This window comes from Methylovirgula sp. (assembly GCF_037200945.1).
GTDB lineage: Bacteria > Pseudomonadota > Alphaproteobacteria > Rhizobiales > Beijerinckiaceae > Methylovirgula.
Genome location: NZ_JBBCGP010000001.1, coordinates 778,315 through 791,710, shown reverse-complemented (window position 1 = coordinate 791,710; position 13,396 = coordinate 778,315). Strand labels below are relative to the sequence as shown.

Genomic DNA, 13,396 nt, shown 5'->3' with positions numbered 1-13,396 from the left:
CGGCCCTCATCCCATCGGGGCATTCAGGATCCAACGATGACCGAAGGGGTCGCGGAAGGTTGCAAGCCGCGTCCCCCAGAAGCTGTTCGTCGGATTGGTTTCGCCTTTGCTGCCGAGGCTGACCGCGCGCTTGAAGACGGTGTCAACCTCTTCGGCCGTCTCGAATTCGAGACTGACCGAGGCGGTCATCGGCTCGCCGGGGACGGGCACGCGGGTGTTGCCAAACTCCGGAAATGCGTCGGCCAGCATGATCGAGCCGCCGTTGATCGTTAGTTCGCAATGCATGATCCGCAAGCCGTCGAGCGCCGGCATCAGCGCCTGCTGCTTGGCCCCGAAGACGGTCGTATAAAAGGCAATGGCCGCCATGGCCGGCGAGACGGTGAGATAGGGCGCGACGGGCGGGCGCATTCTGTTCTCCGGTGCTGCGGGCCTAGATCACGACGATTTCGGATCGAATCGATCCAAAAATCATAAACATGATCGATTCTTAAACTTAGAGCAGGATTTACGCGAAAACCGGCATCCACTTTTCGCATTCTGCTCTTGCGAGCCAAGACGCCTTCGCATAGTGGCGATGATGTTTTTATAACTGTTCCTATATGGGGGATGAGGTTAATAACGCCTCAGTTTCCGCCAGACGCGCCGCCCCGGCAAGCGGCGAACGGCTGTAACCCGATGAAGAGTGCTTTAAAATGGCCGAGTTACGCACGCTCTACGACAAAATCTTCGATGACCATGTGGTCGATCGTCAGGACGATGGCACCTGCCTCCTCTATATCGATCGCCATCTCGTCCACGAAGTGACGAGCCCGCAAGCATTTGAAGGTTTGCGAATTGCCGGGCGCGAAGTGCGCGCACCGCAAAAGACGCTCGCTGTCGTCGATCATAACGTGCCGACCTCGGATCGCTCGCAGGGCATCAAGGATGAGGAAAGCCGCATCCAGGTCGAGACTCTCGCCGCCAATGCCAAGGACTTTGGCATCGACTATTTCCACGAGCAGGATCGTCGCCAGGGCATCGTCCATATCATCGGGCCGGAGCAGGGCTTCACGCTGCCGGGCACGACCATCGTCTGTGGCGACAGCCATACCTCGACGCACGGTGCTTTCGGCGCTTTGGCGCATGGCATCGGCACGTCGGAAGTCGAGCATGTGCTGGCGACGCAGACGCTGATCCAGTCAAAGGCCAAGAACATGCGCGTCGTCGTTGACGGCACGCGCGGCCCCGGCGTCTTCGCGAAGGACATCATCCTCGCGATCATCGGCGAGATGGGCACCGCGGGCGGCAACGGCCATGTGATCGAATTTGCCGGCGAGGCGATCCGTGATTTGTCGATGGAAGGCCGCATGACCGTCTGCAACATGACGATCGAGGGTGGCGCCCGCGCCGGGCTCATCGCGCCGGACGAAGCGACCTATGCTTTCCTCAAGGACCGGCCGCGTGCGCCGAAAGGCGCGGACTGGGATGCGGCGCGGCGCTTCTGGGACACGCTGCACTCGGACGAAGGCGCACATTTCGACAAGGAAATCCGTCTAGATGCGGCCAATCTGCCGCCGATCGTCACCTGGGGCACGAGTCCCGAAGACGTGATCTCGATCACCGGTCGCGTGCCGACGCCTGAGACTGCGGCGAGCGAAGGCAAGCGTGCCTCGATCCGCCGTGCGCTCGATTATATGGGCCTGCAGGGCGGTGAGCAGATCAGCGACATCGCCGTCGACCGGGTATTCATCGGCTCCTGCACCAACGGCCGGATCGAGGATTTGCGTATTGCCGCGAAAATGGTCGCCGGCAAGAAAGTCTCGGAGCGCGTCAACGCGATGGTCGTCCCGGGTTCCGGCCTCGTCAAAGAGCAGGCCGAGGCGGAGGGTCTGGACAAGATCTTCAAGGCGGCGGGTTTCGATTGGCGCGAGCCGGGCTGCTCGATGTGTCTGGCGATGAACCCCGACCGTCTTGAGCCGGGCGAACGCTGCGCTTCGACCTCGAACCGCAATTTCGAGGGCCGGCAAGGCTTCAAAGGCCGCACGCACCTTGTCTCTCCCGCCATGGCGGCCGCGGCGGCGGTGGCCGGCCATTTCGTCGACGTGCGCGACTGGCATTAACCGCATCGTGCCGAAAAGTTGCGGACTTTTCGGATCAGGTGATGCGCAAAGACCAGTTTGAAATTGCGGCTCGCGTCTTGCGGGCCGCAAATCAATCTTATAAGTGAGCGCCTCGGCACAATTCTGAGCATGTTCTCATCGAAAAGTGGGTTAGCTTTTTCGGAACATGCGCGGGCGGGCGTGGCGGAACTGGTAGACGCGCCAGACTCAAAATCTGGTTCTGGTGACAGAGTGTCGGTTCGATTCCGACCGCCCGCACCAAAAATAAAAATCATGATGCTCTCGGCGGCGATGCCGTTTTCTGATTGAGCATCGGTGCGTTCATGCTGCGGCTTGGACGCTTCATCTGACATTGCTGTCGAGGCCCATGTGCCGCGTGCTTCGCTCCTGGAGCGCTTTGCGCGATCATCAATAGTCCGTCGTCATATTGATCCGGCAGATAAGCATCCAATTTTCGGACGGCATTCAACGTTTCGTATGAATTTTTAACGGTTGCAGTGCAGCATTTTTGAGTCGCACCCCTGTGAGATTCTGAAATGTTTGCTTTGCTTTCTCGCCTTTCGATTCCAAGGCAGTTCACGCTGCTAGGTCTACTCGCTGTCGTTCTGACGCTTCTGGGCCTGGGAATGACTTTGAAGCAAAGTTACGATCTCGCGCTGGAAGAAAAGCGCCAGGATCTGCGAAGCCTGGTTGAGAGCGCGGCATCGAGCATAGACTTCCTGGTCCAGCAGGAAAAAGCCGGTGCTTTGAGCACGGCCGAGGCACAGAAAAGGGCCAAGGCGCTCATCGCGGCGATGAAGTTCGACGGCAACAATTATTTCTTTTTGTACGATTACGACTGCGTTCTGCTCTCAATCAACGAGCGGATGCGCGGGTCGATCGGAAAGAATCTTTCCCATAACGTCGACGCTTATGGTCATCCCACCGTTCTTCCGATGATCGAATCGGCGAAGGCCGGGAGTCCACAATACAATTTCTACTATTGGCCAAGGCCCGACAATCCGCAGCCGCAGCCGAAGGTCGGCTATGCGCTTGCGATTCCGGAATGGCAATGGGTTGTCGGTGCCGGTCTTTACGTTGACGACATTCAAGCCACTTTCGTCGCGAGCATGTTGAAGCTTTCCGCGATCTTCGTTCCGCTCTTTCTTGGATTGATCGCAATCATTCTGATGATGCGGCGTTCCGTCTCGAAGCTTCTGGGATCGCTGACAACGAATATGCAGAGCCTGGTGCGCGGCGACTATGAAACCGAGATCGTCGGACGCACGCGCGTCGACGAAATCGGCGAGATGGCCGCCGCCGTCCAGGTCTTTAAGGACAATGGACTGCGGCTCAAGGCTGCGGAAATCGAAACCGAGCGTTTGAATGAGGCCGCGCAGGTGACGCGCAAAAGCAATGACGAGGCTCGGTCGGAGGCCGAGCATCGGCAGAAGACGGTTGTAGCGGCGCTCGCCGAGGGGCTCGGCCGTTTGGCCAAACGCGACCTTACAAGCCGGCTGGAACAAGGGTTCCCACCGGAATATGAAAAGATTCGTGCTGATTTCAACGCGACAGCGGAAAGCCTCAATCAGGCGATGCGCACGATTATCGCGGCCACGGTGAGTATCGATTCCGGCTCCGACCAAATTGCCATCGCGGCGGACGATCTTTCCCGTCGAACCGAGCAGCAGGCCGCGAGCCTCGAAGAGAGCGCGGCGGCGCTTAATCTCATCACCGGAACCGTGAAGAAGATGGCGGCCGATGCCGATGAGGCTGCGACGGTCGCGCGCGCCACGCGGCAATCCGCCGAAGCCTCGGGTCAGGTCGTCGCGCGAGCAGTCCAGGCAATGGACAAGATCAAGGAATCGTCCAACCAGATCACCCAGATTATCGGCGTGATCGACGAAATCGCGTTCCAGACGAGTTTACTCGCGCTCAATGCTGGGGTTGAAGCGGCGCGCGCTGGGGAGACGGGACGCGGTTTCGCAGTCGTGGCCTCAGAAGTGCGCGCGCTCGCGCAACGTTCGGCCGAAGCGGCGAAAGAGATCAAGGCGCTGATCTCGACGGCGACCGTCGAAGTCGATAACGGGGTCGCCCATGTCAGCCAGACGGGGATGGCACTTGGCGAGATCACGGAAAAGGTCACAGCGATGGATGCGCTGATTCACAAAATCTCGACATCCTCGAACGAGCAATCCGGGGGCTTGGCGGAGATTAATACGGCGATCGGCAGCATGGACACGATCATTCAGCAAAACGCCGCCATGGTTGAGGAATCGACGGCCGCTGTTCACGGTCTGAAAGACGAAGCCAAAGACTTGATGGTTATCGTCGGCGAGTTTCAAACCGGCACGGACGCATACCAGCGCGATTCATCTTCGCAAAACATGGGCCGGTCACAGCGGGCCTCGGCCGCATCGCCACAGGCACCAAGACCGCAGGCGGCAAAGCAGCAGGCGGCAAAGCAGCAGACGCCAAAGGCTTCGCCACGACCTCTCTTGCGCACAGTCGGCAGCGCCGCTCGGAAGGTTCTATCACCTGCACAAGACGAAGCCTGGGAAGAGTTCTGACAATTCGGGACCCGCAGGTCGGCCCGCGCTTATCGATCTCGGAGCCGTGCCGACATTCCCCGTCTCTAAATCCCGAAATGGTCGGGAATTAGTCCTGTAGCTTTTCGGATTTTCCTAAGCATTATGCGCGGTTAGAGAAAAAGCGGCGCCCGCTTCGATTCCGCCTCTCCCCGAGGTCTTTGAATCGAGAGACGAAATAGCTTTCGCAATAGAGTGAACAAGGCCGCCAGGCTTTCACGGCTCAACTTTCAGATTCGGCCATGCCCGCTTCGCAAGCTCTCGGGTTTGTGATCGCGGGCGTTGTTTGTTGTCGAAAATAATTCGTTGGAATGGAGAATCGGAATGAAGTGTCGTAGGGTAATATCGATCTGCGCCGGGATTGCCGGCGCGTGGTTATATGCCGGGGCAGGCTTCGCGGAAGACGCCTCCACGCTTGCTAAAAACCCCAATCTGTGGCCGGCGCCGGGACGTGATCTTGCACTCACCCGCCACAGCGAACTGAACCAGATCAATACGAAGAACATCTCGCATCTTCAGCTTGCCTGGGACCAGTCGACCGGCGCTCTGCGCGGTCATGAAGGGCAGTCGCTGGTCGTTGATGTCGACGGCACGCCGATGATGTACATCTTCAGCGCATGGCCGAACATCGTTCAGGCGCTCGATTTGAGCGATCCCGACTATCCGAAGGAAGTCTGGAACTACGTCAAGAAGACCGATCGTGATGAATCGGCTGTTCCGCGCGCTTGCTGCGACACCGTCAACCGCGGTGGTTCCTATGCCGACGGCAAGGTTGTCTACCTGACCCTCGACGGCTGGCTGATCGCGCTCGACGCGAAGACCGGCAAAGAAGCCTGGGTCGTCAAGAACAACTACCCGGACAAGGGTGAAGACGGCACACCGGCGCCGCTGATTGCGGATGGCAAGGTGTTCGTTGGCTTCGGTGGCGACGAATTCGCCGCCCGCGGCTCCTTCAGCGCCTATGACCTTAAGACCGGCAAGCTGGTTTGGAAAAAATACAGCACCGGCTCCGATGTCGATGTCGGCATCACCGCCGATACGAATAAGGACAATCAGCGGCACAGCCATACCACTGGCGACCTGGGCATCCACACCTTCCCCGAAGACAACAATTATAAAATCGGCGGCGGTGCGGCCTGGGGCTGGTACAGCTACGATCCGAAGCTGAACTACGTCTATTACGGAACGGGTAACCCCGGTCTGTGGAGCCCCGGCTATCGCTGCGGCGAGAAGCCTCTGACGCAGGCTGGCTGTAACTCCGGCAAGTGGGACAACAAGTGGTCGCTGACCATTTTCGCCCGCAAGGCGGACACCGGCGAAGCGGTCTGGGCCTACCAGATGACCCCCTTCGACCAGTGGGACTATGACGGCATCAACGAGATGATCCTCGTCGACTTCCCGAACATCGATGGCAAGGCCGTCAAGGGCCTCGTCCACTTCGACCGTAACGGCTTCGTCTTCGTTCTCGACCGCGTCACGGGCAAGTTGCTGCGCGCCCATAAGTACGTGACGGCGAACTGGGCCGAAAAGTACGACATGAAGACCGAACTGCCGGTCAAGGTGCCGGAGCATTCGCCGCTCGAAGTCGGCCGCAACACCCAGGCTTGCCCGTCGGCGATGGGCGGCAAGGACCAGCAGCCGGCTTCGGTCGATCCGAACGATCCGACCAAGTTCTATGTGCCGACCAACAATTGGTGCATGGAAGACAACCCGCAGACCCGGGCCTACCAGCAGCAGGGCACGGTCTACGTGTTCTCGAACGTCTATATGTATCCTGAGAAGCCCGGCGTGACCGGTCGCATCAAGAAGTTCGACGTTCTGACGGGCAAGGCTGATTGGGACATCCCGGATCCGTTCCCGAACTGGAGCGGCACGGTGAACACCGCCGGTGGTCTCGTGTTCTACGGCAGCCTTGGTGGTGACTTCCGCGCCGTCGATCGTAAAACTGGTGAAATCGTGTGGCAGCGCAAGCTCGGCTCGGGCATCATCGGCAACCCGATCACCTATGAGGTCAAGGGCAAGCAGTACGTGTCGGTTTATTCCGGCATCGGCGGCTGGATTGGTCTGCCGGTTACGGCTGGCCTCGATCTCAGCGACAAGTTCGGTGCGATCGGCGCGACGGCCATGACCAAGGCCACTGGCCTTGCCATGATCCCGCAGGGTGGCATGGTCTCGACCTTCCGCCTCTACCAGTAAGCGGTTGCGATATTAACAGGATGGCGCCCGGGTCTTTCGACCCGGGCGCCATTTGCATTCTTGGGCTGTCCGATCTTGGCCCAGCTAGGCGCCATCTAACTTCGCCGCCGCGCCAACGCGGATAATGACACTACGCGCTTTGCGCTGACCTGTTATCGAACGAGACCGGCGCAATCCTTCAGGTCGTCGAGCGCCTTGTTGGCGTCCTGAATCGACGAATAGGTTTTGTCGCCGACGATCTTCATGCCGGGATAATGGGTCGATGTAACCGCGGCGGAACAATTTCCGACGGTATCTTTGACAAGCGAATATGTGTCGTCAGCGAGCGCTGGTGCGCAGGCAACAACGACGAATCCGCAGGCAAGTATCAACTTCTTCATAGCTTCCTCCCATTTTTTATAAACGGGCGTAGGATTCCATGAAGTTTCCGCTCTGATAATTAGAAATTTTGTAAAAAATCCGGGAAAAACCGGAAGTCGCGCGAGCGCTTCGCGTTCACTGCCCTCCGCCGCCGTGCGTTGCAGCAAAGTCGATGCCCGCCCGAACCTCATGGATCGCATCGCGGACCAATTGCATCGCGCGCTCCCGATGACCGCCCTTGTTCGGGGTGGATTGGCGAAGAAAATCGAGCGCCTCGTGCAGCGAACCGAGCGCATTCTCCATGTTCCCCTGGTAGGCGGCCGCGGGTCGCACGGCCGCTAACGTCCCGGCAGAGGCGAGCGCCGACATCAGCGCAAGTTGGCGACGCGATATTGTCTCCGACATACCCAATCTCCCCTCATTTCCCGCAGGCTTGTAGCTGCAGCTGGAGAATAGCATAGCAGCATCGGCTCTGCCTCGAGAGACCACCGCCGCGCCCCGATATCGCCCAAGATTAAAGCGATTGGCGCAGGGTGACGATCCCGGATAGCCGGGATATAAGCCAGCCCGACCGGGAATGATAAGAACAGGGAGTGTTGGAATGCGTTCGAAGGTAGCCCTCTGGGCGAGCCCCGCTTTGATCTGCGGATTTATGGGAGTTTCGGCGTTCGGGCTTGGCGCCGCGCGGGCCGACGATGCCGCCTGCAAAGGCATTGCGGATGCGATGCTGATGAATTCCAAGACGCCATATCACAGCGTCGGCACAATCGCGTTCGATCCGAAAGACCCGCCTATTCCGGGCGCCGAGGCCATGCCGGCTATCAAGACCGAGACCATCTTCACCGGCACGCAGGTCTTCGTGAAATTGCCGACGGGACAGTGGAAGGACATCCACGCCAATATCGCCGACCTGCGAACCAAGGTGAAAGACAGCGCCAACAATTTCAACGATTGCACGCGCCTGCCCGATGAAAAGGCCGATGGCAAGACGCTCGCGGTCTATACCGGCGGGGACAAGACGGACACGATGAGCGTTTCAACCAAAGTTTGGGTGGCCGACGGTGCTATCCAGCGCTCCGAAACCGACGTCGGTGGCCCGACCGCGCCGGATGGCAAAGTCCGGCATCAGCATCTGTCGCTGCACTACGATTACGCTGACATCAAAGCGCCGGCGGAGTCGAATTAGCATAATCCCGAAAAGTTGCAGACTTTCGGATCAACTTGCGCGTCGAACAAAAGTTACCAGCGCGCGGCGGCAGCTTCGTCGTCATCCTTCGCGGCGACCCAGTCGCCGCTGCCGCCGCTGCGATGCGTCTTCTTCCAGAATGGCGCGCGGGTCTTGAGATAATCCATCAGGAATTCCGCAGCGTGAAAGGCCTCAGTGCGGTGTGCGCTGGCCGTCGCGACGAAAACGATGGCTTCGCCGGGGCGAATATGCCCATAGCGATGGATGACCGCTATGGCATCGAGCGGCCAGCGTTGCTCGGCTTCGTCCACGACACGCGCGATTTCGGCTTCGGCCATTTCCGGATAGGCTTCGATTTCGAGCGTCGCGAGCATACCGCCTTCGTCGCGGCAAAGCCCGGTGAAGGTGACGAGTGCGCCCGTGCCGGCGCCGAGTTCCAATGTCGCCGTTTCGGCGGCGATGTCGAAGGGCTGGTCTACAACGCGGACGATCCGCTGCGCCATGTCAGCCCCCCGTCATAGGCGGGAAAAAGGCAATCTCGGCGGCATCGGCGATCTTTGCCGCAGGCTTGACGTGCTGACGGTCGAGGGCGGCACGGATCGTCGCCGCATCGGCGAAAGCCGCGGCATAATTCTCACCACGCTCCTGTTGCCAGGCAATCAGGTCGGCGACGGTCTCGACAGAGGCTGGCGGCGCGATCTCTTCTTCGGCGAGGCCGATGCGCTCACGCACCCAGGCGAAATAACGGGCCTTCATACTTTCTCATCCTCGGCGAGAAGATGTTTGACCCCCGCAATGAAATAATCACCCCCGGTGTAAAACGTAAGGATCGCCGAGACCCAGAGCAGGCCGAGGCCGATCGTCGTGATGACTGGCGCTGAAGCCGGCCCGGCGATGAGAAAGCCGAGCGCGACGAGCTGTAGAAACGTCTTCCATTTTGCGACCCGACTCACCGGCACCGACACTTTGAGTTCGGCGAGAAATTCGCGCAGGCCCGAGACGAGAATTTCGCGGCAGAGAATGACGATCGCCGCCCAGAGCGAGACGCCAGCAATCGTATGGTCGGCGGCGAGCATCAGGAGGACCGCCGAGACGAGCAATTTGTCGGCGATCGGGTCGAGCATCCGTCCGAGCGAGGATTGCTGCGCCAAGGCACGCGCCAGATAGCCATCAAGAAAATCGCTGATGCCGGCGAGAATGAAAATCGCCAGCGCCGCCCAGCGCGCTGCCGCGACCTCCGGCCAGAACAGGCAGCCGACCACCACCGGCACGGCCGCGACCCGGCCGTAGGTCAACAGGTTGGGAAGGCTGAAGCGACGGCTTGACCCGCGCGTGAGACTGGACACGGCCATAGGGCGAAGGAACATGCCGTGGCGCGAAAGGTCAATAGAAGGATGCGTGAGTGTGAATGGTGTGGCACCGCTACGCCCGTTCGCCATGGAAGAAATCGTAGACGAGCTTCGCCGTGGCGGAATTGATGCCGTCCACCTTTTCGAGATCGGCCAAGCCGGCGTGAGCAACAGCCTTGGCCGTGCCGAAGGCCTGCAACAGCGCGCGTTTGCGCGCCGGGCCGACGCCGGCGATCTCATCCAGCGGGCTGCGGGTAAAATCCTTCTTGCGGCGAGCGCGATGCGTGCCGATGGCGAAGCGATGCGCCTCGTCGCGCAATCGCTCGACGAAATAAAGCGCCGGATCGCGCGGCGGCAGCCGGAACGGCTCCTTGCCCTCGACAAAAAATGTTTCGCGGCCCGCTTCGCGATCGAGCCCTTTGGCAATCGCGACGATTGCGACATCGTTGACGCCGAGATCGGCGAGTACGGTCCGCGTTGCTTCGAACTGGCCCTTGCCGCCGTCGATCAGGATAAGGTCAGGCCGCTGCGGAAAAGCCTCGGGGTCTTGGTTGGCGCCCTCGTCCTCTTTGGCGAGACGGGTGAAGCGGCGGCGCAGCACTTCGCGCATCATGCCGAAATCGTCGCCGGGCGTTAAATCCTCGCCCTTGATGTTGAAGGTGCGATAATGCGTCTTCATGAACCCGTCCGCCCCGGCGACGATCATCGCGCCGACGGCATTCGTGCCCATGATGTGGGAATTGTCGTAGACCTCGATCCGCCGCAGCGTATCTTCGATGCCGAACGCAGTGGCGAGCGCCGCGAGCAGCTTTTCCTGGCTCGCGCTATCTGCCAGTTTGCGGCCGAGCGCTTCGCGCCCATTTTGCGTGGCGTGATCGACAAGGTCTTTCTTTTCGCCCCGCTGCGGCACGGCGACTTCGATGCGATGCCCGGCGCGTTCGCAAAGCGCGCGTTCGAGCAGGTCGCGGTCCTCGATCTCGTGCGAGAGCAGGATGAGCCGGGCAGCGGGCTTGTCGGCATAGAATTGTGCGACGAAGGCATCGAGCACTTCGCTTGGGCTGAGGCTCTTGTCGGCACGCGGAAAATACGCGCGGTTGCCCCAGTTCTGATAGGTGCGGAAGAAGAAGACTTCGATACAGAATTGTCCCGCTTCCTCGGCGATGGCGAACACATCTGCTTCTTCGACCGAATGCGGATTTATCCCTTGCGCGCCCTGGATATTGGAGAGCGCTGCAATACGGTCGCGCAGCCGCCCCGCGTGCTCATAAGCAAGCACTTCGGCGGCTTCGTTCATTTCGGTCGCGAGTATGTCGCGCACCGCGCGGCTCTTGCCGGAGAGAAAGGCGCGTGCCTCGCCGACCAGTTCCGCATAATCTCCAAGTCCGATTTCACCGGTGCAAGGCGCCGAACATCTCTTGATCTGATGCAGCAGACACGGCCGCGTGCGATTGGCGAAATAGGAATCGGTGCAGGAGCGCAGGAGAAATGCGCGCTCCAATGCATTCAACGTGCGGTTGACCGCCCAGACGCTGGCGAAGGGGCCGAAATAATCGCCCTTCCGGTCGCGCGCCCCACGATGTTTCATGATCTGCGGCGCCGGATGATCGCCGCTGATGAAAATATAGGGAAACGACTTGTCGTCGCGCATCAGCACGTTGAAGCGCGGCTTCATCTGCTTGATGTAATTCGTCTCAAGCAGCAGCGCCTCGGTCTCTGTTCCGGTCGAAACAAAAACCATCGAGGCGGTGAGCGAGATCATCCGCGCGATGCGGTGGGTCTGGCCGGCAAGCCGCATATAACTCGCGATGCGCTTGCGCACGCTTCTCGCCTTGCCGACGTAGAGGACTTCGCCGTCGGCGCCGAGCATCCGATAGACACCGGGGCCGGGCGGCGCATGTTTCCAATGCGCCCTGATGACCTCGACGCCGCGCTTCAGCGCGCCATCAGGCGGCGCGTCGCCAAATTCGATGACCGGCTCGGTTTCGCCGGTCTCGACCGCCGCGTCTTCGGGCGTGGCGAAGCTGGAGGTCTCGGAATTTTCTGTCGGTCGCATTTGTTGAGATGTAGGCGGCGGGGGCGGCGAGGGAAAGCCGGATTTCGCTGCTCTTGGCCTTTGTTGTGGGGCATGCGGCCGCCGCCAGCGATTCGATCTAGGAAGATGATTCCGCAGGCAATTCATCCAGGAGGCGGGGCTGGCGGGGGTCGCCCGTCTGGACCTTGGGTTAAAATCGGGTTAGCTGTTCCATCCGGGCAATGCCCCAAGTTGGCCCACGCGGCCGCCGGTCCGCCGTGCAGAAGCGGCGTTATTTGAGGCGACATTAGAGGCGACATGGATCGAAGCTTCGGCGTTCCGACGCCCGTCCGCCATTCCGTATCCGCAGCCCGTCTTTGGATGATCTGGGCGGCGCTGGCGTGCGGATTTGGGCTCAGCGGCTGCGTCGAGGATGCGGCGCAAGCGCCGGTCGCCGCCATGCCGTCGTCGTCAGACAATATCACGCCGCGTCCGGGCGTCAGCCCGTCCGGTGCCACATTGGCCGTGGCCAGCATCAGCGGTGCGCCGGGCGGCCTCGACGACAGATTCCAGGCGATGCTGACGGCCTATGCCAAGCGTGGTGGTATCTCGATCGCCGATGCCGGGCAGCCCAATTATCTGGTGCGCGGTTATCTCAGTGCCGATTCCGAGGGCGATGCCGCGACGCTCGTATCGTATGTTCTCGATGTCTTCGATGCCGGGAAGCATCGCACGCAGCGCGTCGAGAATGAGGTCGTCCTCCGCGGTACGGCGCCGGATCCCTGGTCGCTGGTCAATGATGACGTTCTGGCAACAGTGGCGCAGAAAAGCGCCGCCGACCTCGCCGCTGTCATGACCAATACGCCCGAGGCGATCGCCGCGAGCACGCCCGCCACGGCGCCAACGCAGCAGGTTGCAGATGGCGCGCCGCCGCCAGCGCAAGACGGGCGAACCGTGGTTGCCGCCTCAGGGCCTGCAGCAGCCACCACGCCAACCGGGGCCCCCGCTAGTGCCGTGGCCCCTGCCAGTAATGGCTACGGTATGACTGCGCAGCGCTAGCCAGCCCTTTCCCGATGCTATAAGCACACCCCCGGCCGCCGGTCGCAGCTTTGCAGACCGCGAAGAAAAGTTTGAACACGAGGATAGCCTATGACCTTTTCGCAGCTTGCCCGCCCGCTTTGCTTGACAGGTTTGCTCTTGGCCTCGACCGCCGCTTTCGCCGAAATCACGCCGGCCGGTGACTGGCGCGTTGCCGATGGCACCGCGACGATCCGCATTCATCGCTGCGGCGCGGCCTGGTGTGGCAAAGTGGTGCAGACGATCACGCCCGCGGGCAAGGACGTGCATAATCCCGATCCGCGCCGGCGCAATCACACCGTTCTCGGCCTCGAAGTTCTTTATAGCCTGCGGGCCCACGGCCCGAACAATTGGGCGGGCTATAGCTACAATGCCCAGGACGGCCAGACCTATACGATCTCCGTTTCGGTGCAGAGCGCCGCGGCGTTGCGCATTCAAGGTTGTGTGCCGGGCGGCGGCGCCTGCGGCGGCGAGACATGGACGCGGGTGCGTTAAGCACCGCCGTTCAATTCTATGGACGCACGGGCGTCTTATCCGTCAATGTCGATGTC

The 13,396-nt window shown here is 60.6% G+C and carries 13 protein-coding genes and 1 tRNA gene; 7 read left to right on the top strand and 7 right to left on the bottom strand.

Annotated features, from left to right (window positions below; translation table 11 throughout):
* Positions 1-6: 6 nt before the first annotated feature.
* Positions 7-408 carry a VOC family protein gene (locus WDN02_RS03735; RefSeq protein WP_337292221.1) on the bottom strand — a complete coding sequence of 134 codons (402 nt, stop codon included), beginning with the start codon at positions 406-408 and terminating at the stop codon, positions 7-9.
* A 284-nt stretch (positions 409-692) separates the two neighbouring features.
* On the opposite strand from WDN02_RS03735, the gene leuC reads away from it, so the two are divergent.
* The 4 genes from leuC (at position 693) to WDN02_RS03715 (ending at position 6,862) form a co-directional block, all read left to right on the top strand.
* Complete coding sequence (gene leuC, locus WDN02_RS03730) at positions 693-2,099, top strand: 3-isopropylmalate dehydratase large subunit (RefSeq protein WP_337292220.1); 1,407 nt, start codon at positions 693-695, stop codon at positions 2,097-2,099.
* Between the two features lie 174 nt (positions 2,100-2,273).
* Positions 2,274-2,360 (top strand) — tRNA-Leu (locus tag WDN02_RS03725).
* 365 nt (positions 2,361-2,725) lie between these two features.
* Positions 2,726-4,648 (top strand): methyl-accepting chemotaxis protein, encoded by a 1,923-nt coding sequence (locus WDN02_RS03720; RefSeq protein ID WP_337292219.1) that lies wholly within the window; start codon positions 2,726-2,728, stop codon positions 4,646-4,648.
* A gap of 300 nt (positions 4,649-4,948) precedes the next feature.
* Positions 4,949-6,862 (top strand): PQQ-dependent dehydrogenase, methanol/ethanol family, encoded by a 1,914-nt coding sequence (locus tag WDN02_RS03715; protein ID WP_337292218.1) that lies wholly within the window; start codon positions 4,949-4,951, stop codon positions 6,860-6,862.
* A 152-nt stretch (positions 6,863-7,014) separates the two neighbouring features.
* On the opposite strand, the gene WDN02_RS03710 is transcribed toward WDN02_RS03715, so the two are convergent.
* The gene (locus WDN02_RS03710; protein ID WP_337292217.1) at positions 7,015-7,242 is read right to left on the bottom strand and encodes a hypothetical protein; all 228 of its coding nucleotides are present in this window, start codon (positions 7,240-7,242) and stop codon (positions 7,015-7,017) included.
* Between the two features lie 115 nt (positions 7,243-7,357).
* Positions 7,358-7,627 (bottom strand): hypothetical protein, encoded by a 270-nt coding sequence (locus WDN02_RS03705; protein WP_337292216.1) that lies wholly within the window; start codon positions 7,625-7,627, stop codon positions 7,358-7,360.
* 196 nt (positions 7,628-7,823) lie between these two features.
* Between WDN02_RS03705 and WDN02_RS03700 the strand changes: the two genes are divergently transcribed.
* On the top strand, positions 7,824-8,408 hold the full coding sequence (locus WDN02_RS03700; protein ID WP_337292215.1) for a hypothetical protein: 585 nt from the start codon (positions 7,824-7,826) through the stop codon (positions 8,406-8,408).
* Positions 8,409-8,461: 53 nt separating this feature from the next.
* Here WDN02_RS03700 and WDN02_RS03695 read toward each other — a convergent pair whose 3' ends face one another.
* The 4 genes from WDN02_RS03695 to uvrC all read right to left on the bottom strand — a co-directional run bounded on the left by WDN02_RS03695 (position 8,462) and on the right by uvrC (position 11,810).
* Positions 8,462-8,911, bottom strand: coding sequence for a molybdenum cofactor biosynthesis protein MoaE (locus WDN02_RS03695; RefSeq protein ID WP_337292214.1), 450 nt, complete (start codon positions 8,909-8,911; stop codon positions 8,462-8,464).
* 1 nt (position 8,912) lies between these two features.
* Complete coding sequence (moaD, locus tag WDN02_RS03690) at positions 8,913-9,164, bottom strand: molybdopterin converting factor subunit 1 (RefSeq protein ID WP_337292213.1); 252 nt, start codon at positions 9,162-9,164, stop codon at positions 8,913-8,915.
* Positions 9,161-9,760 carry a CDP-diacylglycerol--glycerol-3-phosphate 3-phosphatidyltransferase gene (pgsA, locus tag WDN02_RS03685; protein WP_337294858.1) on the bottom strand — a complete coding sequence of 200 codons (600 nt, stop codon included), beginning with the start codon at positions 9,758-9,760 and terminating at the stop codon, positions 9,161-9,163. Before pgsA ends, moaD begins: the two co-directional genes overlap by 4 nt.
* 70 nt (positions 9,761-9,830) lie before the next feature.
* Positions 9,831-11,810 carry an excinuclease ABC subunit UvrC gene (gene uvrC / locus WDN02_RS03680; RefSeq protein WP_337292212.1) on the bottom strand — a complete coding sequence of 660 codons (1,980 nt, stop codon included), beginning with the start codon at positions 11,808-11,810 and terminating at the stop codon, positions 9,831-9,833.
* Positions 11,811-12,086: 276 nt separating this feature from the next.
* On the opposite strand from uvrC, the gene WDN02_RS03675 reads away from it, so the two are divergent.
* Together WDN02_RS03675 and WDN02_RS03670 are read left to right on the top strand one after the other, a co-directional pair.
* On the top strand, positions 12,087-12,827 hold the full coding sequence (locus WDN02_RS03675) for a hypothetical protein (RefSeq protein ID WP_337292211.1): 741 nt from the start codon (positions 12,087-12,089) through the stop codon (positions 12,825-12,827).
* A 90-nt stretch (positions 12,828-12,917) separates the two neighbouring features.
* The gene (locus WDN02_RS03670) at positions 12,918-13,340 is read left to right on the top strand and encodes a DUF2147 domain-containing protein (RefSeq protein WP_337292210.1); all 423 of its coding nucleotides are present in this window, start codon (positions 12,918-12,920) and stop codon (positions 13,338-13,340) included.
* Positions 13,341-13,396 lie beyond the last annotated feature (56 nt).